This is a genomic window from Oceanimonas aquatica (assembly GCF_030732065.1).
Taxonomy (GTDB): domain Bacteria; phylum Pseudomonadota; class Gammaproteobacteria; order Enterobacterales; family Aeromonadaceae; genus Oceanimonas.
This window is the reverse complement of the sequence record NZ_JAVBHX010000003.1, coordinates 96,613-116,460: the sequence shown is the minus strand read 5'-3', so window position 1 is coordinate 116,460 and position 19,848 is coordinate 96,613. Positions and strand designations below refer to the sequence as shown.

Here is a 19,848-nt window from a genome sequence, read left to right as displayed (position 1 = left end):
GGTAAGCCGTTTATTGTCATTCCCACGAAGGTGGGAATCCAGGAACCCGGCGCCGGCCTGTAACACAGTGCCGGACTAAACATGGACTCCCGCCTCCACGGGAGTGACGGATTCTTAAAGCTTTCGGCTTCCAGCTTTCAGCTCCCCCGAAGGGGGCTCAGTCCTGAGTGATCCGGCTGGCATCGGCGCCTTTCTGGGCCTTGTATTTGGCACTGGCGCGGCTCATGTAGGGCCGCTCGGCGGGGCCCGACATGGTTTCAAAGTTCAGGGCACCAATCACCATTTGGGGGCGCAGCGCCAGCGGCAGCTTGCCGCTGTTATAGAACTCCAGCACGATGCGCCCGCTCCAGCCCGGATCGATGCGGTGAGCGGTCACGTGCACCATGAGCCCCAGCCGGGCCAGTGAAGAGCGGCCATCGAGCCAGCCGACAATATCGTCGGGCAGGGTAACGGACTCGTGCGTTACCGCCAAGGCCAGCTCGCCGGGGTGCAGAAAAAACGCCTCGCCGTCCTCAATCACGATCTCGTCGCTCATGACCCGGTTGATCTGCTCCTGCACCTGGCCCTTGGGGCCGCTCAGATCGATATAGGGAGCGGTATGATCCTGAAACACCCGAAACGCGTTGCCGAGCAACACATCCACGGTCACACCGCTGATCCGCTCCGCCGGTGGCTCGGGCACGATTTGAATTCGGCCCTCCGCCAGGTACTGCTTGATATCCCGATCGCAAAGACGCATGAAAACTCCTTAAACCAGACCAGCTTCCGGCCATTGCCCGAAGCCCAAAAGAAAACGGTGCCGGCCTTGCCGGCACCGGGAAAAGACCATTCGTTATTATACCTGCCGGGTATACAGGGTGGAGGGTACCGCCTTGCCGGAGAAATAGAGGCCGGCGGCCAGGCGCTCGGCCATATTGAGATAAAGGCCGGTAATCTCCCCCTCGGGCTCGGCAGCCACCACGGGCGTTCCCGCGTCCATTTGCCGGCACAGGGTGGCATTGAGCGGCATTCGGCCCAGCAGGGGCACGCCGTGCTCGCTGCACAGGTGCTCGCCGCCACCTTCGCCAAACAGGCTTTCCTGGTGGCCGCACTGGCTGCACTGGTGGTAACTCATGTTTTCTATTACCCCCAACACGGGAATATTGACCTTGCCGAACATGTTAATGCCTTTTACCGCATCGGCCAGGGCCACGTTCTGGGGCGTGGTCACCACCACCGCCGCCGTGGTGGGCACCTGCTGGGCAATGGTGAGCTGAATATCGCCCGTGCCCGGTGGCAGGTCCACCACCAGATAGTCGAGCTCACCCCAGCGGGTTTCCCGCAATATCTGCGACAGCGCCTTGCTGGCCATGGGTCCGCGCCAGACGGTGGCGTCGGTGGCGCCCACCAGAAAACCGATGCTGTTGGCACAAATGCCGTGAGCCTTAACCGGCGCCATGGTTTTGCCGTCGTCGCTGGCCGGGCGGGCCTCGGCTACCCCCAGCATCATGGGAATGGAAGGGCCGTAGACATCGGCGTCGAGAAGGCCCACCCGGGCCCCCATGCGGCTCAGCGCCAACGCGAGATTAACCGCCGTGGTGGACTTGCCTACCCCACCCTTGCCCGACGACACAGCAATAATGTTACGCACCCCGGCCACCGCCGGTGCCTCGTTGGCATGGGCCAGGGTGGCCACCTCTGTGTGCAGTTGCCAGTCCACGACCTGTGCCCCGGCCAGGGCACACAGCTCGGCATTCAGGGATTGCAGTTCATCGGCAAGACGGTGTTGTGCAAACGGAAGCACCAGCGAGATGTGAAGCGTGCCATCACGAACTTCGATGTTACGCACCACGCCGGCAGAGACCAGATCCTCGGGCCAGTGTTTGGGCGTAAAACGGCTCAGCCGCTGGCGAATTGGTTCAATATTCATTCACTTGCGTCCACTTGGGGGAATGGCTGCACTGTAGCAAAAGCGCAACAGGGGGAAAACGCCGTTGAAGAGTGTATATGAGAAAAAACTCGGGTAACATGCAGGGTCCCGTCAACCCGACTCATTAAAAATGGAAATTATGGCTACCGATCCACGTAAGATTCTCGTTACCTGCGCCCTGCCCTATGCCAACGGTTCAATTCACCTTGGTCATATGCTTGAGCACATTCAGGCCGACATCTGGGTTCGCTATCAGCGAATGCGTGGTCATCAGGTCCATTTCATTTGCGCCGACGACGCCCACGGCACCCCCATCATGCTTAAGGCCCAGCAGCTGGGCGTGAGCCCGGAAGACATGATTGCGGCGGTGCAGAAAGAGCACCAGCACGACTTCGACCGCTTCAACATCGGTTTCGACAACTATCACAGCACTCACAGCAGCGAAAACCGGGAATTTGCCGAGCTGATCTACGGCCGGCTGAAAGAAAACGGCTTTATTCAGAGCCGCACCATCTCCCAGCTGTTTGATCCCGAGCAGTACATGTTCCTGCCCGACCGCTTTGTGAAAGGCACCTGCCCCAGCTGCAAGGCGGAAGATCAGTACGGCGACAACTGCGAGGTGTGCTCCGCCACCTATACGCCAGCAGAGCTGATCGATCCCAAGTCTGCCGTGTCCGGCGCCACTCCGGTAATGAAGGACACCGAGCACTTCTTCTTTGACCTGCCCCAGTTCGACGGCATGCTCAAGGCCTGGACCCGCTCCGGCGCCCTGCAGGAAGAAATGGCCAACAAGCTGGAAGAATGGTTTGAATCCGGCCTGCAACAGTGGGACATCACCCGCGACGCTCCCTACTTCGGCTTTGAAATCCCCGGTGCCCCGGGCAAGTATTTCTACGTCTGGCTGGACGCCCCCATCGGCTACATGGGCTCGTTCAAGAACTATTGCGACAAGCGCGGCGATCTCAGCTTTGATGATTACTGGAACAAGAACAGTGACGCCGAGCTGTACCACTTTATCGGCAAGGATATCGTCTACTTCCACAGCCTGTTCTGGCCGGCCATGCTGGAAGGCAGTGACTTCCGCAAGCCCAACAACATCTTCGTGCATGGCTATGTCACCGTGAACGGCGCCAAGATGTCCAAGTCCAAGGGCACCTTTATCAAGGCCGACACCTATCTTAAGCACCTGGATCCCGAGTGCCTGCGTTATTACTACGCCGCCAAGCTCACCAGCCGCATTGATGATCTGGATCTGAACCTGGGCGATTTTGTCGCCCGGGTGAATGCCGACGTGGTCAACAAGCTGGTGAACCTGGCGTCGCGCAACGCCGGCTTTATTGCCAAGCGCTTTGACGGCCAGCTTGCCGCCGACTGTGCCGAGCCCGAACTATACGCCGAGTTTGCCGCGGCCGCCGAGCGCATTGGCGAGTTTTACGAGCAGCGGGAATTCGGCCGCGCCATTCGCGAGATCATGGCCCTGGCCGACAAGGCCAATCGCTATGTGGACGACAAGGCCCCCTGGGTGGTGGCCAAGGAAGAAGGCAAGGACGCCGAACTACAGGCCATCTGCTCCGTGGGCATCAACCTGTTCCGGGTACTGATGACCTACCTGAAGCCGGTGATGCCGAAACTGGCCGAACGGGCCGAGGCCTTCCTCAACGCCGATCTGGCCTGGAACGCCGTCGCCACTCCGCTCACCGGTCATGGCATCAACAAGTTCAAGGCGCTGTTCAGCCGCATTGAAGCCGACAAGGTGGACGCCATGGTGGAAGCCTCCAAGGAAGATCTGGCCGCCGAGCAGGCCAAGGTCGCCCCCACCGGCCCGCTGGCGGACGATCCCATCAGCGATACCATCAGCTTTGACGACTTCGCCAAGGTGGATCTGCGGGTGGCGCTGATCAAAAAGGCGGAAGCCGTGCCCAAGGCCGACAAGCTGCTGCGCCTGCAACTGGATCTGGGTGGTGAAACCCGTCAGGTGTTCGCCGGCATCAAGTCTGCCTACAACCCGGAAGATCTGGAAGGCAAGCTCACCGTCATGGTGGCCAACCTGGCCCCGCGCAAGATGCGCTTTGGCATGAGCGAAGGCATGGTGCTGGCCGCCGGCCCCGGCGGCAAGGATCTGTGGATCCTGGAGCCCCACGACGGCGCCCAGCCGGGTATGCGGATTAAATAATTATCCGGAGCGCAGGCTGCCAGCCTGCATGAGCGCCCGACAGGGCGCTCCTTTGCCGCTGACGTGGCAATATGCGGGCAAGCTGCCCGCGCTCCAACAAAAAGCCCGGCAATCGCCGGGCTTTTTTACGCCTTACTCCTCACGCCTCACGGGCAGGCATCAGCATTCAATAATGTTCACTGCCAGACCACCGCGGGCGGTTTCCTTGTATTTGGTTTTCATGTCCATGCCGGTGTCACGCATGGTCTTGATCACCTTGTCGAGGGACACCTTGTGCTCACCGGTGCCCCGCAGGGCCAGGCGGCTGGCGTTGATGGCCTTCACTGCGCCCATGGCGTTACGCTCAATGCAGGGCACCTGCACCAGGCCACCCACGGGATCGCAGGTCAGACCCAGGTTGTGCTCCATGCCGATTTCCGCGGCGTTTTCCACGTACTCGATGGTGCCCCCCACCACGGCAGTCAGCGCACCGGCGGCCATGGAGCAGGCCACGCCCACTTCCCCCTGGCAGCCCACTTCGGCACCGGAGATGGAGGCGTTTTCCTTGTACAAAATGCCAATGGCGGCGGCGGTGAGGAAATACTGCACCAGGGCGTCGTCATCCACCGGCTGTACGAACTTGTCGTAATAGTGCAGCACGGCGGGCAAAATACCGGCGGCGCCGTTGGTGGGCGCAGTCACCACCCGGCCACCGGCGGCGTTTTCCTCGTTCACCGCCAGGGCGAACAGGTCCACCCACTCCATTACGCTCAGGGGATCCTTGTTGTACTGGGCTTCGCTCACCAGGCGGCGATGCAGTGACGGCGCCCGGCGCTTGACCTTGAGACCGCCAGGAAGAATGCCCTCGGTCTTGCAGCCGCGCTTGACGCAGGCCTTCATCACCTCCCAGATCTCCCGCAGGCCGGCGACGATCTCTTCCTCGCTGCGATTGACGGTTTCGTTGGCCATCATCAGGGCGCTGATGGACAGGCCGTTTTCCCGGCACAGCCGCAGCAGCTCGTCGCCGCTCTTGAACGGATACGGCACCGGGCGGGCGCTGGACTCGGCCACGGCGGCGGCCTTGGTGTCGGCAAATTCCTCGGCCTTGACGATAAAGCCGCCACCGATGGAGTAATAGGACTGTTCGGCCAGCACTTCATTGCCCTCAAAGGCACGGCAGGTCATGCCGTTGCTGTGCAGAGGCAGGGTTTTGCGGCGGTGAAACACAATGGCGCCGGTGCGCGGAAAGGCAGCCGGATGAGTCTGGTTGAGCACAATTTCCTGGCTGGTTTCCACCTTTTCCAGAAAGCCGGGAATGATGTCCACATCCACAGATTCCGGATCAAAGCCGCCCAGGCCGAGGATCACTGCCTTGCCGGTGCCGTGGCCGATGCCGGTCTGGCCCAGAGAGCCAAACAGCTCAACTTCCACGCGGGTGGTTCGGCTGAGTGTGCCCTGCTCGGCCATGGCCTGAACAAAGGCATGGGCTGCCCGCATGGGGCCAACGGTATGGGAAGAGGACGGGCCGATACCGATACTGAACATGTCAAACACGCTGATCATGGCAAACTCCAAACACTACTCGCTTAGGAACAGCGACGCGCACTGGCTATCGCTCAACTATTATTGAACGATTGTAGGTTTATTTGAGTTTTAACCCAACAACATTTTAACAAGTTACAAAAATGTAAAGCGGGAACTGTGATGGGGATCGCCCGTTCAGCGGGCTATCTGGCGTGCAAACTGATGAATAACCGCGGCGGTAATGCCCCACACCCACAGGCCTCGCCAGTGAATAAACACCACCCGGTGCAGCTTGCCCCGCCGGTGCTGGCTCAGCACATGATGGTGGCGCAGATCCAGCAGGTAATCCAGCGGCACCCGGTAAAGCTCATCCACTTCTTCCGGGTTGAGCACAAACTCCGGCTGGCCCTGCACCAGTCCTACAAAGGGCGTGAGCGCAAAGCCGGAGATGGTGTACTGGGCCCGCAGTCGTGCCAGCAACCGGCAACATTCCGGCGGCAGGCCAATTTCTTCTTCGCTCTCACGCAGGGCGGTGTGCCACAGGCTGGCATCACCCTCATCCACCCGGCCGCCGGGAAAACTGATCTGCCCCGGATGCTGGCGCAAATGGCGGCTGCGCCGGGTCAGCACCAGCTCAAGGCCCTGCTCCCCTTCCAGCAACGGCATCAGCACCGCCGCCGGCCGGGCGTGATCCGGCCAGCCCGGATCGGGCGCCGGTGGCAATAGGTTGATACGGGTGATCAGCTCGTCCAGGGTCATAGGGTTTCAAGCACCGGCAGAATGCGGCCCAGCTTGTCGAAAAGCTCCTGATATTCATCCGCCTGCTTCGAGTCGGCCACCACGCCGCCGCCGGCCCAGCAATAAAGCCGGTTTTGCTCCGCCAGCAGGGTGCGAATGGTAATGCTGGTGTCCATGCGACCGTGAGCGCTGATATAGCCCATGCTGCCGCAGTAGCCGTGGCGACGGTGGGGCTCCAGCTCCTCGATGATTTCCATGGCCCGCACCTTGGGAGCCCCGGTAATGGAGCCGCCGGGAAAGGTAGCCGCCAGCAAGTCGGTGCCGTCCAGGCCTTCTTTCAGCTCACCGGTGATGGTGGACACCAGATGATGTACCGCCGGAAACGACTCGATGGCAAACAGCGACGGCACCTTGACCGTGCCCGGCACACAGACCCGGCCAATGTCGTTGCGCAGCAAGTCCACGATCATCAGGTTCTCGGATCTGTCCTTGGGCGCGGCAGCCAGCTCTTCGGCCAGTTGCCGGTCCTGCGCCTCGTTTTCGCCTCTGGGCCGGGTGCCCTTGATGGGCTTGGTTTCCACCCGCTGTCCGTCAAGGGCAATAAAACGCTCCGGCGACAGGCTGAGCACAGTGCCCTCGGGCAGCGGCATAAAGGCGGAAAACGGCGCGCGATTGTGCTCGCTTAAGGCACAGTAGGCGGCCCAGGGGTCGCCCTCAAACGGGGCGGTAAAGCGCACCGTAAGGTTGATCTGATAACAGTCGCCGGCGGCCAGGTACGCCTGCACTCGATCAAAGTTGGCTCCGTATTGCTCACGGCTCTGGTTGGCCTGCCAGGGTCCGGTCAGATGAAACGAATTAGCGGGCTCAGCCGTCAGCCCCCGCCACCAGGCCAGTTTTTGTTGCAAGGCGGCTTCGTCGCCCAGCACCAGTAAATGGGCCATTTGCTGCTCCCGGTCAATGACCCAGGCCCAGTCGTAGATGCCCACCGCCATATCGGGAGTATCCAGCTCGTTGATGGCGCGCTCGGGGATCCGCTCCAGCCGACGGCCCAGATCGTAACCAAAGAGACCCAGGGCGCCACCGGCAAAGGGCAAATGGGCGTAGTTCTCGGGCAGACTGACCTTCCCCAGCAGACGCTGCTGCCAGGTTTTGAGCAAGGAAAACGGGCAGTCGGTGGAGTGTTCGCTGCCGTCGCCATGGCTGATGACGGTGGTCTCACCGTGAGTGACCAGGGTCGCCAGGGGATGGGCGCTGAGTATGTGAAAGCGGCTGTCTGAGGCCTGCGGCGAGGCCGACTCAAGCAACACCGCCCAGGGGGTATTGGCCAGGGGTGAAAAGAAGTCGCGCACCGCGCCGGCAAAGGGCTCGCTGTGTATGTGCAAAGGCAGTCCCATTTATGTAATCCACTCGACAGTTTTGGCATTCCGCCCCGGGCCAGACTGGTCAGCCGGGGGCGGTGAAGCGTATCATGGCGCCGATTATAACAATACAGAGCCAGCCGATAACCCATGAGGAAGCCATGAGCATTATCAAAAAGCAGGACTTTATCGACTCCGTTGCTGACGCCCTTCAATATATCTCCTATTACCACCCGCTGGATTTCGTGAAGGCGCTGGAAAAGGCCTACGAAAAGGAACAAAGCCAGGCCGCCAAGGACGCCATCGCGCAGATACTCATCAACTCACGCATGTCCGCCGAAGGTCACCGCCCCCTGTGCCAGGACACCGGCATTGTGACCTGCTTTGTGAAAATCGGCATGCAGGTGCAGTGGGACTCCGATTTCACCGTGCAGGAAATGGTGGATGAGGGCGTACGTCGTGCCTACTCCACCCCCGACAACCCGCTGCGTGCCAGCATTGTCGCCGATCCCGCCGGTGCCCGTAAAAACACCAAGGACAATGCCCCTGCCGTGGTGCACATCGACATGGTGCCCGGTGGCGAAGTGGAAGTGGCCATTGCCGCCAAGGGTGGCGGCTCCGAGAACAAGTCCAAGATGGTGATGCTGAACCCGTCCGACGACGTGGTGGAGTGGGTACTGAAAACCCTGCCTACCATGGGTGCCGGCTGGTGCCCTCCGGGCATGCTGGGCATCGGCATCGGCGGCACCGCCGAAAAGGCTGCTGTGCTGGCCAAGGAATCCCTGATGGATCCGGTGGATATTCACGAATTGATCGAGCGTGGCGCCGAGACCACCGAGGAAAAACTGCGCCTGGAGCTGTTTGAAAAGGCCAACAAGCTGGGCATTGGCGCCCAGGGCCTGGGTGGCCTGACCACGGTTGTCGATGTGAAAATCAAGACCGCGCCTACGCACGCCGCCTCCAAGCCGGTGGTGATGATCCCCAACTGCGCCGCTACCCGCCACGTGCACTTCCACCTGGACGGCACCGGCCCCGCCGAGCTGACTCCGCCGAAGCTGGAAGACTGGCCGGAAGTCACCTGGGAAGTGGGTGAAAACGTGCGCCGGGTCAACCTGGACACCGTGACCCGGGACGACATTCAAGAGTGGAAGATGGGTGAAACGCTGCTGCTCTCCGGCAAGCTGCTCACCGGCCGGGATGCGGCCCACAAGCGCATTCAGGACATGCTCAGCAAGGGCGAACAACTGCCGGTCGACTTCAAGGGTCGCTTCATCTACTACGTGGGCCCGGTAGACGCCATTGGCGACGAAGCCGTGGGCCCCGCCGGCCCCACCACCTCCACCCGCATGGACAAGTTCACCGACATGATGCTGGAGCAGGCCGGCCTGATGGGCATGGTGGGCAAGGCCGAGCGCGGCCCGGCCACCGTGGGCTCCATTCGCGATCACAAGGCGGTGTACCTGATGGCCGTAGGCGGCGCCGCCTACCTGGTGGCCAAGGCGGTGAAAAAAGCCAAGGTGCTGGCCTTTGAAGATCTGGGCATGGAAGCCATCTATGAATTCGAGGTGGAAGACATGCCGGTGACCGTGGCCGTCGACAGCCTGGGCAACAACGCCCACGAAGCCGGCCCCGCCATCTGGAAAGCCAAAATCGAAGAGCTGGACGCCACCCTGAAGGGCTAAACCCGATACGCATGCCGGCTTCGAGCCGGCATTTTCTTGGGAGCGCGGGCAGCCTGCCCGCAAATTGCCGCAACGCGGCAAGGTTTTTAGCCCCCTTCGGGCGCTAATGCAGGCTGGCAGCCTGCGCTCCCTTCATCCGGTTTCAAATCCGTGCAGCCCGGTGGGCGCAATCTCGTCTTCCTGCAGCCCGGTTACTTGCGCGGTATCCGGCCCGGTGTGCAGCCAGTTGAGCAACTGGCGCACGCTGGCCAACTCTCCTTCCGCCAGCACTTCTACCCGACCGTCGGGCAGGTTGCGGGCGTAGCCGTTTACCCCCAGCCGCTCGGCTTCACACTGGGTGTAATAACGAAAGCTCACCCCCTGCACCCGGCCGCTGACCCAGATTTTTTTGGCAATCACGGTCATTTTTTCTCGCCTCCCCTTTGTGTTTTAGGCTCGTCACTTCTAGAATTATGCCCCTTTTTTTCAAGCAAGCGGCCCAGCCTATGACCTCCTCTATAACCCTAGTTGCCGGACGGGAAAAATCCCTTCTGCGCCGCCACCCCTGGGTATTCTCCCGTGCCGTTGACAGAGTACAGGGCCAGCCCAACGCCGGCGACACCGTCGACATTCTGAGCCACAAGGGCCAGTGGCTGGGCCGGGGCTTTTACTCACCCCAGTCCCAGATCCGCGCCCGGGTGTGGACCTTTGACCGCAATGAGCACATCGACGAGGCCTTCTTTCTACGCCGCCTTGAGCGCGCCAAGGCCGGCCGCGAGGATTTGATCCATGAGCAGGGCCTGACCGGCTACCGGCTGTGCGCCGCCGAGTCCGACGGCCTGCCCGGGGTGACCATAGACGTGTACGCCAACGTGGTGGTGTGCCAGCTGCTCAGCACCGGCGCCGAGCGCTGGCGCAAGGCCATTGTGGCTGCCCTCACCAGCCTGTATCCCGGCGCCTGCATCTACGAGCGCTCCGACGTGGCAGTGCGCAAGAAGGAAGGCCTGAAAGAGCGCAAGGGCCTGCTGGCCGGCACCCTGCCCACGGAGCCGGTGGTGATTGAAGAAAACAACGGTGTGCGCATTCTGATAGACGTGGAAACCGGCCACAAAACCGGCTTTTATCTGGATCAGCGCGACAACCGCCGCATTGCCGGCCGCTACTGCCAGGGCAAGCGGGTGCTTAACTGCTTCAGCTACACCGGCACCTTTGGTGTGTATGCTCTGAAGGGCGGCGCCAGCGAAGTGGTGAATGCCGATGTGTCCGAGTCAGCCCTGGCACTGGCGAAACAAAATGCCGAGCTTAACCAGCTGGATCTCAGCCGGGCTCGCTTTGAGCAGGCCGACGTGTTCAAGCTGCTGCGGGAATACCGGGAGCAGGGTGAAAGCTTTGATGTGATTGTGCTGGATCCGCCCAAGTTTGCCGAAAGCAAGGCCCAGCTCAACGGCGCCTGCCGGGGCTATAAAGACATCAATATGCTGGCCTTTCAGCTGCTCAATCCGGGCGGCGTGCTGCTCACCTTCTCCTGCTCCGGGCTGATGACCTCGGATCTGTTTCAGAAAATCGTGGCCGACGCCGCCCTGGATGCCGGTCGCGACGCCCAGATCCTGGAGCGCCTGAACCAGGCTGCCGATCACCCCATCGGCACCGCCTACCCGGAAGGCCACTACCTTAAGGGTCTGGTGGTACGGGCCTGGTAAACCCCGCTCATTTTCCCCGGCGCGTGTGCGCCGGGGAAGCGGATGCGAAGGCCGACGAGAAAGAGTAGAATGGGCGCTTTCCGTTAGTCACCAAGGAAGCTCGAGTGGAACCCATTCGCCTGACCCAATACAGCCACGGCGCCGGCTGCGGCTGTAAAATTTCCCCCAAAATTCTCGACACCATACTGCACAGCCAGTTGCCCGGGTTTAACGATCCGCGCCTGGTGGTGGGCAACGACAGCCGCGATGACGCCGCCGTGGTCGATATCGGCAATGGCATGGGGATCATTTCCACCACCGACTTCTTTATGCCCATCGTCGACGACCCCTTTACCTTTGGCCGCATCGCCGCCACCAACGCCATCAGCGACATTTACGCCATGGGCGGCACCCCTGTGGTGGCCATTGCCATTCTCGGCTGGCCGGTTAACACCCTGGCGCCGGAAGTGGCCCAGCAGGTTATCGACGGCGGTCGTCAGGCCTGCCATGATGCCGGCATTACCCTTGCCGGTGGTCACAGCATCGACGCCCCCGAGCCCATTTTTGGGCTGGCGGTCACCGGCCAGATCCCGCTCAGTCAGGTCAAGCGCAACGACACCGCCGCCGCCGGCGACGTGCTGTTTCTGACCAAGCCGCTGGGCATTGGCGTGCTCTCCACCGCCCAGAAAAAGGGCGTGCTGCGGGAAGAAGACAGCCAGCTGGCGCCTGAGGTAATGTGCCGACTCAACAAGCCGGGCCAGGACTTTGCTGCCCTGGACGGCGTGAGTGCCATGACCGACGTGACCGGCTTTGGTCTGCTCGGCCATCTGGTGGAAGTGTGCGAAGGTGCCGATGTCAGCGCGCGCCTCAACATGGCCGACATTCCCCTGCTGCCCAACCTGGATCACTACCTGCAGGCCGGCGCCGTGCCCGGCGGCACCCTGCGCAACTTTGACGCCTACGGCCACAAGCTGGCGCCGCTCACTCAGCGCCAGCAACATATTCTGTGCGATCCGCAAACCAGCGGCGGCCTGCTGGTGGCGGTGCGCCCCGATGCCATCGATGAATTCCTGAGCGTGGCCGCGCGCCATGAGCTGAGCCTGTCTGCCATCGGTGAGCTGGTGGCCGCCGGTGAGCACCGCGTTGAGGTCATCGATGTCTGAGCTGGAAACCGATCTCGACCGGCTGTTGACCGAAGATGTGCCCATGCTGGATCTGCGCGCCCCGGTAGAGTTTATTCAGGGCGCCTTTCCCGCCGCCACCAACCTGCCGCTGATGACCGATGACGAACGGGCCCAGGTGGGCACCTGCTACAAGCAGCAGGGCCAGCAGGCGGCCATCGAGCTGGGTCACCAACTGGTGGCCGGGGCCGTGCGTGAAGAACGGCTGCAGGGCTGGCTGAACTGGCTGAACGAACACTCAAACGGCGTGATTTACTGCTTTCGCGGTGGCCTGCGCAGCCAGACGGTGCAGCAGTGGCTGCACGATGCCGGCCGCCCGGTAGCCCGTGTAAAAGGCGGCTACAAGGCGCTACGCCGGCGCCTGCTGCAGGAAATTGAACAGGGCTTTGCCGGCCCCGGCTTTGTGCTGACCGGGCTCACCGGCAGCGGCAAGACCGACTGGCTGGCACGCTCGCCGCTGTCGCTGGATCTGGAAGGTTATGCTCACCACAGGGGCTCCAGCTTTGGCCACTGGGGCGAGCCCCAGCCCACCCCCATCAACTTTGAAAACCGCCTGGCCATTGCCCGAATGAAACAGCGCCAGGCCGGCATTCAGGGCTGGCTGGTGGAAGACGAAAGCGCCATGATCGGCCGCTGCCCAGTGCCCCTGCCCCTGTATGAGCGCATGCAGCGAGTGCCACTGTTGTTGCTGGAAGTGCCCTTTGAGCAGCGGGTACAACAAATTCGTCACGACTATGTGGAAACCATGCAGCGCCATTTTCATGACGATTTCGACCGGCTGGAAAGCTACCTGCAGGACAGCCTCAAGCGGCTGTACAAACGCCTGGGCGACCGGGAATGGCGACGGTTGTCCGACATTGTGGCCGAAGCGGTGCGCCAGCAGCGGGCCGGGTTTGGTTGTGCTGCCCACGAAGAGTGGATCGCCACCCTGCTGGGGGTCTATTACGATCCCATCTACGCCCGTCATCAGGCCGCCAAGGCGGATCGCATTGTCAAACGCGGCGAGGCCGAGGAGCTGGCCGAGTGGCTGGCACAGCAGCCCGAGGCGCAGACTTCACAACCTCGAGTTTTATGTTAAAGGAAGACTGACATGCTGAACCGAATCACCCTGCCGGTGACGCCTTTTATGCAAAACTGCAGCCTGGTCTGGTGCTCTGCCACCAACAAGGCGGCTCTGATTGATCCCGGTGGTGAAACCGACCGCCTGCTGGAAGCGATTGATGAGCGACATCTCACCCTGGAGCGCATTATTCTGACCCACGGTCATCTGGATCATGTGGGCGCCACCGGCGAGCTGGTGGAAAAAACCGGGGTACCGGTGGACGGCCCCGGCGAAGCGGACGCCTACTGGATAGATGGCCTGCCCCAGCAGGCGCAGATGTTTGGCTTTGATCCGGTGCCGGGCTTTACTCCCGATCGCTGGCTGACCCCCGGCGACACCGTTACCGTGGGTGAAGAAACTCTCGAGGTATACCACTGCCCCGGTCATACCCCGGGCCACATGGTGCTGCTGCATCAAGGCCAGCGGCTGTCCTTTGTGGGCGACGTGCTGTTCAACGGCGGCATTGGCCGCACCGACTTTCCCGGTGGCAACCATGAGCAGCTGATCAACAGCATCAAGCACACTCTGCTGCCGCTGGGTGACGACATCACCTTTGTGCCCGGCCACGGCCCGGAAAGCACCTTTGGCGCTGAGCGCCTCAATAACCCGTTTTTGCGCTAAAAGCCCTTTAGGGGCAATCGCCCCACCTCTGTCATGCCCGTGAAGACGGGCATCCAGAACATGGAGCAGTGCTTTGAAAACAACACAGGATCTGAAGACATGCATGAACTCCCGCCTTCGCGCTGAGGGCTCCCCAGTTTTTTACTGGTCATGCAGAAACGCCTGGTGAGAGTAAGTAAAGGCGGCTCAACCTTGCCAGAGCTCGCTCCAGTAGTGAGCCTGTCACTCGCCGGGATTCATGAAACAGCACTTGCTTGCCCAGAGTGATAAAAGACAGCACCCGGCGTTGCAGCGTATTCGCCTGATAACGCCGGTGCCGTCCTTGTTGTTCGCACTCGAACCCCACCAGCCACAGCATCAGCGTGGCAACCTGGGCAATCAGGCACAGCACCGCAATCCGTTTCTCCCCGAGCGTTTTACTGTTACTCCAGCCAAAACCGTAGCGCTGGCTCTTGTCATCGCGGAAGTTCTGCTCAATTTGCATCCGGGTCTGGTAGATGGAGACCACTTCTTTCGCGCTCAGGTGCTCATCCGAGGTCACCAACAACCAAGGCTCCTTGGTCAAGGCGCTGTAACGTGCCTCTGCTTGCGGATAAAGCGGCTGTTTTTTACCCCGCTTTTTATGCCGTCCCTTGGATGGTCCGTGATATTGATGAAAATACACCGGGCAACGCCGCTGCACTGACTTGCCCAACAAACCCAGCCCCAGTGCCTTGGGGATAGAGTTCGCATGCTGTGCCAGTTCGGCCGCCGGGTGCCATTCCTGTTCACTATCCAGCTTGCCGTAGATACGGCCGCGGACCCGCCCCACAAACTCCCAGCCCAATGCGCGTACCTGCCGTAACCATGGTGTTTTGAAGCCGGCATCTGTCACAATCACCACACGACGCTGTGTTCCCAGCAGTGTTTGTAGGTCGAGAAGAAACTGCTGGTGCTCATCGGTGTGCTCCTGACGCTCGGAGGACACCACCCGGTTCAACAAGGGTAACCCACGGCCCTCGTACACCAGACTGGCACGCAACACATGGAAGTCCTGGCTGCAGCAGCCACTCCAGTCAATGGCAATGACACAGCTGGGCAGGCATGCCGTGATACGGCGGGCAATAGCGGCGCTGATGGCGGTATTTTCATGGTGCAGTTTTTTATTGCCGATGAACCGGTCTACCCGCTTTATCTTGTGCTTCACCTTGGATTTTCCCGGAAAATGGCGACCAATTTGCGTCAGGGAAAGCGTGTTCCCCGCGATCAACCCTTCCGCGCAAGACAGCAGGTTTTTGGTACGAGCCTGATGGAAAGAAGTGAGGGCAGAGCGGAAGAAGTTATGGCAGACTGTGCGGACGGCAGGCATGGCGGGTCCTCTTTGTTTTTTTGGCGATTAACAAAAGAGAAAATCTACCATGCCTGCCTATTTTTTTGGGGATCCCTCAGCGCCTTCGCGGGAGTGACAGCCCGTAACTCAATCATCCCAGTCGTCATCGTCTTCGTCCTGCACCGGCTCATCCACCACGACGATAGGCGCCAGCGGGGCGATGGCCGCCAGCAATGTACGGCGCGGCTGCCAGTTGGCGACAAAGCCAAAGCGGTAGCAGCTTTCACCCAGGGCAAAGCGCTCTTCCGCCTGAGTTTCCAGGGTCTGGTGCACCTCGGCCAGCTCGTCGTGATTCAACTGCAAGTCCATGGTAAAGGCGATAATGGCGCCGTCGTGCCCCGGCAGCTTGCCCTTGTTTACTGCCCTCACCCGCTCGCGAGGCAGGCTCACCGCCTGTTTGCGATTGCCGTTCACCAGATACAGCCGCTCATTATCGAACGCCAGGTTAATCAGCCGCTGCCGGCTCCAGCTGGCGGGCCACAGGCTCACCAGCAGCAGCACGCCGCCAAACACCAGGCCCACATAGTGCATCAGCTCAAAGCCGTTTTGCGCATCAAGCCACGACCATACCACCGCCACCAGACTGGCCAGCAGCACGGCCCCCTGGGTGGCATAAAAACGAAAAGCGGGAGGCTGCAGCACATACTCAAGGGGCTGCTGTAACAACTGTTGCACGGTCAGGCGCTGCATGGTCATGATGGAATTCCGAGTGCGTCAAAAAACGCTACCCTAGCAAAAAACCTCGAGGGCATAAATAATGGTGCCATATGGGCAAAACAAGGTGCAGACCATGATGAAACCCTTTTTGCTGCTGGCACTGCTGGCCTCGGCGCAGCCACTGCTGGTCCAGGCCGAAGCCATTGGCGGTTATGCCGCCGGTTGCCAGACCGGGGCCCAGCCGCTGCCTCAGTCCGGGGCCGGCTTTCGGGTGGTGCGGGCCGAGCGCCAGCGCCACTATGGCCAGCCACAGATGATCGACTATTTGCAGGCACTGGGCCAACGGACGCAGCAGGCCGGTCTTGCGCCCATGCTGGTGGCGGATATGGCCAAACAGCACGGTGGTCCCTTTGCCTATGGCCACCGCAGCCACCAGACCGGGCTCGACGCCGATATCTGGCTGCGTTCCGGCCACGGCCCCCTGCCGTCCCGTTCGCAGGACATGGTGAATCACCGGCTCTACATTCTTAACCGTCATTTTGGCGACGATCAGCGTCAGCTGATTGCCCTGGCCGCCCAGGACGAACGCGTAAGCCGCATTTTTGTGCATCCCTTAATCAAGCAGGCCATGTGCAGGGCCTATGGTGACGCTCCCTGGCTGAACCGGTTGCGCCCCTGGTTTGGTCACTCCAGCCATTTTCATGTGCGCCTGCATTGCCCGGCCGGTTCACCGAACTGCGAGCCGCAGGCGGCCGTTCCCGCCGGCACCGGCTGCGGCCGAGAGCTGGCCAGCTGGATTAATGACAAAAGCGGCGCCCTCAGTGCCGGCCCGCGCAAACCCTGGCGCCCCGCTCTGCCCGCTGCCTGCAACACGCTGCTTGCCAGCAAGGAGCCGGATTCATGACAACCGACAAACCCTATGTACTGGCGCTGGATCAGGGCACAACATCTTCCCGCGCTATTCTGTTTGACCGCCAGGCTCAAGTGGTGGCCATGGCTCAGCGGGAGTTTACCCAGCATTATCCGCAGGCCGGCTGGGTGGAGCACGACGCCACCGAGATCTGGGCCACTCAGCGGGCCACCCTGACCGAGGTATTGGCCAAAAGCGGCGTCCGCCCCGAGCAGATCAGTGGTATTGGCATTACCAACCAGCGGGAAACCACCCTGGTGTGGAACAAACACACGGGAGAGCCCATTCACCACGCCATAGTGTGGCAATGCCGGCGCACCGCACCCCTGTGTGAGCAGTTAAAGGCACAGGGCCTTGAGCAGGAGATAAAAACCCGCACCGGCCTGGTGCCTGACGCCTATTTCTCGGCCACCAAAATTCAGTGGCTGCTGGACAATGTGCCCGGTGCCCGTAAGCAGGCCGAGGCCGGCGAGCTGCTGTTTGGCACCATGGACACCTGGCTGGTATGGAAACTGACCGAGGGCCGGGTGCATGTCACCGATTACACCAATGCCTCCCGTACCCTGCTGTTCAACATCAATACCCTGGAATGGGACCCCTTTCTGCTGGAAACACTGAATATTCCCGCCAGCATGCTGCCCGAGGTCAAACCTTCCTGTGCCGTATATGGCCACACCAAACTGGGGGTGGATGTGCCCATTGCCGGCATGGCCGGCGATCAGCAGGCGGCACTGTTTGGGCAGCTGTGCTTTCACAAGGGCATGGTCAAAAACACCTATGGCACCGGCTGCTTTATGCTGATGAACACCGGCAAGAAAAAAGTGGAATCAAACCACGGCCTGCTCACTACCCTGGCGGTGGGCGCCGATGGCGACGTGAACTATGCGCTGGAAGGCTCGGTGTTCATGGGCGGGGCCATTATTCAATGGCTGCGGGACGAACTGGGGCTGATTGCCCATGCCGCCGACAGCGAAGCCTGCGCCGGGCAAGTAACCAGCACTCACGGTGTGTATCTGGTGCCCGCCTTTACCGGCCTGGGGGCGCCCTACTGGGATCCTTACGCCCGCGGCACCATTACCGGCCTGACCCGGGGTGCCAACCGCAACCACATTGTGCGCGCGGCGCTGGAGGCCATTGCCTTTCAGAGCCGGGATCTGCTCGACGCCATGCAGCAGGACGCGGGCCTGCGGCTGGCCGCCCTGAAGGTGGACGGCGGCGCCGCCGCCAACAACTTTTTAATGCAGTTTCAGGCCGACATTACTCACAGCCGGGTGATACGGCCGCAACTGCTGGAAACCACCGCTCTGGGGGCGGCCTTTCTGGCGGGGCTGGCCACCGGACTCTGGCAAAATACCGACGAGCTGGCCCTGTGTGTGGCCGTTGACCGGGAGTTTGGCCCTCACATGAACAGCGTTGACCGCGAGCAGCAATACAAGGGCTGGCAACAGGCCGTGGCTCGCGCGCAGCACCAGGGGAAGCCGTCATGACTACGCCCATTACCGATGTTTTGGTCATCGGCGGCGGCATCAATGGCGCGGGCATTGCCCTGGATGCCGCCGGACGCGGCCTTTCCGTCACCCTGTGCGAAATGAAGGATCTGGCCTCGGCCACTTCCTCGGCCAGCAGCAAGCTGATCCACGGCGGCCTGCGTTATCTGGAGCAGTTTGAATTCCGGCTGGTGCACGAAGCCCTGGCAGAGCGGGAAACCCTGCTGCACGCCGCTCCGCACATTATCTGGCCGTTGCGCTTTCGCCTGCCCCACCGCCCTCACCTGCGCCCAGCCTGGATGATTCGCCTGGGGCTCTGGCTGTACGATCATCTGGCCCGGCGGGACCGGCTGCCGGGCTCAAAAGCCCTGCGCCTGAGCGAGCACGGCCCGCTGCAACCCCATCTGCGCCGGGCCTTTGAGTATTCCGATGCCTGGGTGGATGACGCCCGTCTGGTGGTGCTGTGTGCCCTGGCCGCCAGGGAGCGCGGGGCTCTGATCCTGCCCCGTACCCGGTGCACAAGGGCCATACGGGAAAACGGCCTGTGGCGGGTGCGGCTGGAGAGTGAAAACGGTGATTCGCGCACCCTCTGGGCCCGGACTCTGGTGAACGCCGCCGGCCCCTGGGCCAGCACTATGTTTGATACCGTGTTGTCATCGCCGGCGCCGGCGCGGCTTCGGCTGGTGAAAGGCAGCCATATGGTGGTGCCGCGCATTTATGACACCGATGAAGCCTATATTCTACAAAACCGGGATGGCCGCATCGTGTTTGTACTGCCCTATGAGCAGGACTATTCGCTGATTGGCACCACGGATGTGGACCATCACGGCGATCCCGCCACGGTCAGTGCCAGCAATGAGGAAATTGACTATTTGTGCAACGTGGTCAACGCCCATTTTCGCCGGCAAATCACACCGGCCGATGTGGTGTACCACTACGCCGGCGTGCGCCCGCTGATGGCCGAAGGCAATGGCGAGGCCCGAAAGGCGTCGCGGGACTACAGGCTGTTGCTCGACACCTCCGACGGAGAAGCCCCGCTGCTGTCGGTATTTGGCGGCAAGATCACCACCTTTCGCGCTCTGGCGGAAGACGCACTGAACAAACTGGCCGTATTCCTGCCTCAGGCTACGGGCCCCTGGACCACACAACTGGTGCTGCCCGGCGGCGATTTCCACGACCATGCTGCTCTGACGACCGAGCTGACACACGATTTCCCCTGGCTGCCCGAGCCCGTGATGCACCGCTATGTGCGCAGCTACGGCACCCGCTGCCGGCGCTTTCTGCAAGACGGCAAAAGCATTGAGGATCTGGGTGAGCACCTTGGCGCCGGCTTGTATGCCAAAGAGCTGGATTACCTGATGCAGGAAGAATGGGCACGCACCGCCGACGACGTGCTGTGGCGGCGCAGCAAACTGGGCCTGCGGTTTACCCGGGCCCAGCGCCAGCAGCTGAATGAATATATGGAAGCCACGTTGACCTCACCCGCACAGACATAACCGC

General features: G+C 61.4%; 17 protein-coding genes. 9 read left to right on the top strand and 8 right to left on the bottom strand.

Features of this window, described 5'->3' with window-relative positions; all coding sequences use genetic code 11:
- Positions 1-157 precede the first annotated feature (157 nt).
- Together dcd and apbC are read right to left on the bottom strand one after the other, a co-directional pair.
- A complete protein-coding gene (dcd, locus tag Q9290_RS05750; RefSeq protein ID WP_306078687.1) occupies positions 158-739 on the bottom strand; it encodes a dCTP deaminase in 582 nt (193 codons plus the stop codon).
- A 96-nt stretch (positions 740-835) separates the two neighbouring features.
- Positions 836-1,909 carry an iron-sulfur cluster carrier protein ApbC gene (apbC, locus tag Q9290_RS05745; protein WP_306078686.1) on the bottom strand — a complete coding sequence of 358 codons (1,074 nt, stop codon included), beginning with the start codon at positions 1,907-1,909 and terminating at the stop codon, positions 836-838.
- A gap of 139 nt (positions 1,910-2,048) precedes the next feature.
- Here apbC and metG point away from each other — a divergent pair, with 139 nt between their 5' ends.
- Positions 2,049-4,082, top strand: a complete 2,034-nt coding sequence (gene metG, locus Q9290_RS05740; protein WP_306078685.1) for a methionine--tRNA ligase — start codon at positions 2,049-2,051, stop codon at positions 4,080-4,082.
- A 159-nt stretch (positions 4,083-4,241) separates the two neighbouring features.
- On the opposite strand, the gene Q9290_RS05735 is transcribed toward metG, so the two are convergent.
- The 3 genes from Q9290_RS05735 to pabB all read right to left on the bottom strand — a co-directional run bounded on the left by Q9290_RS05735 (position 4,242) and on the right by pabB (position 7,717).
- Positions 4,242-5,624, bottom strand: a complete 1,383-nt coding sequence (locus Q9290_RS05735; RefSeq protein ID WP_306078684.1) for an L-serine ammonia-lyase — start codon at positions 5,622-5,624, stop codon at positions 4,242-4,244.
- A gap of 156 nt (positions 5,625-5,780) precedes the next feature.
- Positions 5,781-6,344, bottom strand: coding sequence for a CoA pyrophosphatase (locus Q9290_RS05730; RefSeq protein WP_306078683.1), 564 nt, complete (start codon positions 6,342-6,344; stop codon positions 5,781-5,783).
- The gene (pabB, locus tag Q9290_RS05725) at positions 6,341-7,717 is read right to left on the bottom strand and encodes an aminodeoxychorismate synthase component I (RefSeq protein WP_306078682.1); all 1,377 of its coding nucleotides are present in this window, start codon (positions 7,715-7,717) and stop codon (positions 6,341-6,343) included. Before pabB ends, Q9290_RS05730 begins: the two co-directional genes overlap by 4 nt.
- A gap of 125 nt (positions 7,718-7,842) precedes the next feature.
- Between pabB and Q9290_RS05720 the strand changes: the two genes are divergently transcribed.
- Positions 7,843-9,363, top strand: a complete 1,521-nt coding sequence (locus tag Q9290_RS05720; protein WP_306078681.1) for a fumarate hydratase — start codon at positions 7,843-7,845, stop codon at positions 9,361-9,363.
- Between the two features lie 132 nt (positions 9,364-9,495).
- On the opposite strand, the gene yccX is transcribed toward Q9290_RS05720, so the two are convergent.
- A complete protein-coding gene (gene yccX, locus Q9290_RS05715; RefSeq protein WP_306078680.1) occupies positions 9,496-9,768 on the bottom strand; it encodes an acylphosphatase in 273 nt (90 codons plus the stop codon).
- An 80-nt stretch (positions 9,769-9,848) separates the two neighbouring features.
- Here yccX and Q9290_RS05710 point away from each other — a divergent pair, with 80 nt between their 5' ends.
- From Q9290_RS05710 to Q9290_RS05695, 4 genes are all read left to right on the top strand, one after another.
- The gene (locus tag Q9290_RS05710; RefSeq protein ID WP_306078679.1) at positions 9,849-11,042 is read left to right on the top strand and encodes a class I SAM-dependent methyltransferase; all 1,194 of its coding nucleotides are present in this window, start codon (positions 9,849-9,851) and stop codon (positions 11,040-11,042) included.
- A 104-nt stretch (positions 11,043-11,146) separates the two neighbouring features.
- Positions 11,147-12,184 (top strand): selenide, water dikinase SelD, encoded by a 1,038-nt coding sequence (gene selD / locus Q9290_RS05705; protein ID WP_306078678.1) that lies wholly within the window; start codon positions 11,147-11,149, stop codon positions 12,182-12,184.
- Positions 12,177-13,280 (top strand): tRNA 2-selenouridine(34) synthase MnmH, encoded by a 1,104-nt coding sequence (gene mnmH, locus Q9290_RS05700; protein ID WP_306078677.1) that lies wholly within the window; start codon positions 12,177-12,179, stop codon positions 13,278-13,280. Before selD ends, mnmH begins: the two co-directional genes overlap by 8 nt.
- 12 nt (positions 13,281-13,292) lie before the next feature.
- Positions 13,293-13,925, top strand: a complete 633-nt coding sequence (locus Q9290_RS05695) for an MBL fold metallo-hydrolase (RefSeq protein WP_306078676.1) — start codon at positions 13,293-13,295, stop codon at positions 13,923-13,925.
- A 148-nt stretch (positions 13,926-14,073) separates the two neighbouring features.
- On the opposite strand, the gene Q9290_RS05690 is transcribed toward Q9290_RS05695, so the two are convergent.
- Together Q9290_RS05690 and Q9290_RS05685 are read right to left on the bottom strand one after the other, a co-directional pair.
- A complete protein-coding gene (locus Q9290_RS05690) occupies positions 14,074-15,273 on the bottom strand; it encodes an IS4 family transposase (protein ID WP_306078675.1) in 1,200 nt (399 codons plus the stop codon).
- A 108-nt stretch (positions 15,274-15,381) separates the two neighbouring features.
- Entirely contained in the window at positions 15,382-15,990 is a 609-nt protein-coding gene (locus Q9290_RS05685; protein WP_306078674.1) for a YdbT family protein, read from the bottom strand.
- Between the two features lie 94 nt (positions 15,991-16,084).
- Here Q9290_RS05685 and mepA point away from each other — a divergent pair, with 94 nt between their 5' ends.
- The 3 genes from mepA to glpD are packed head-to-tail and all read left to right on the top strand — an operon-like array spanning position 16,085 to position 19,844.
- Complete coding sequence (gene mepA / locus Q9290_RS05680; RefSeq protein WP_306078673.1) at positions 16,085-16,855, top strand: penicillin-insensitive murein endopeptidase; 771 nt, start codon at positions 16,085-16,087, stop codon at positions 16,853-16,855.
- Entirely contained in the window at positions 16,852-18,348 is a 1,497-nt protein-coding gene (gene glpK, locus Q9290_RS05675) for a glycerol kinase GlpK (RefSeq protein WP_306078672.1), read from the top strand. The genes mepA and glpK overlap by 4 nt, the downstream gene beginning before the upstream one ends.
- Positions 18,345-19,844 carry a glycerol-3-phosphate dehydrogenase gene (gene glpD, locus Q9290_RS05670; protein WP_306078671.1) on the top strand — a complete coding sequence of 500 codons (1,500 nt, stop codon included), beginning with the start codon at positions 18,345-18,347 and terminating at the stop codon, positions 19,842-19,844. Before glpK ends, glpD begins: the two co-directional genes overlap by 4 nt.
- Positions 19,845-19,848 lie beyond the last annotated feature (4 nt).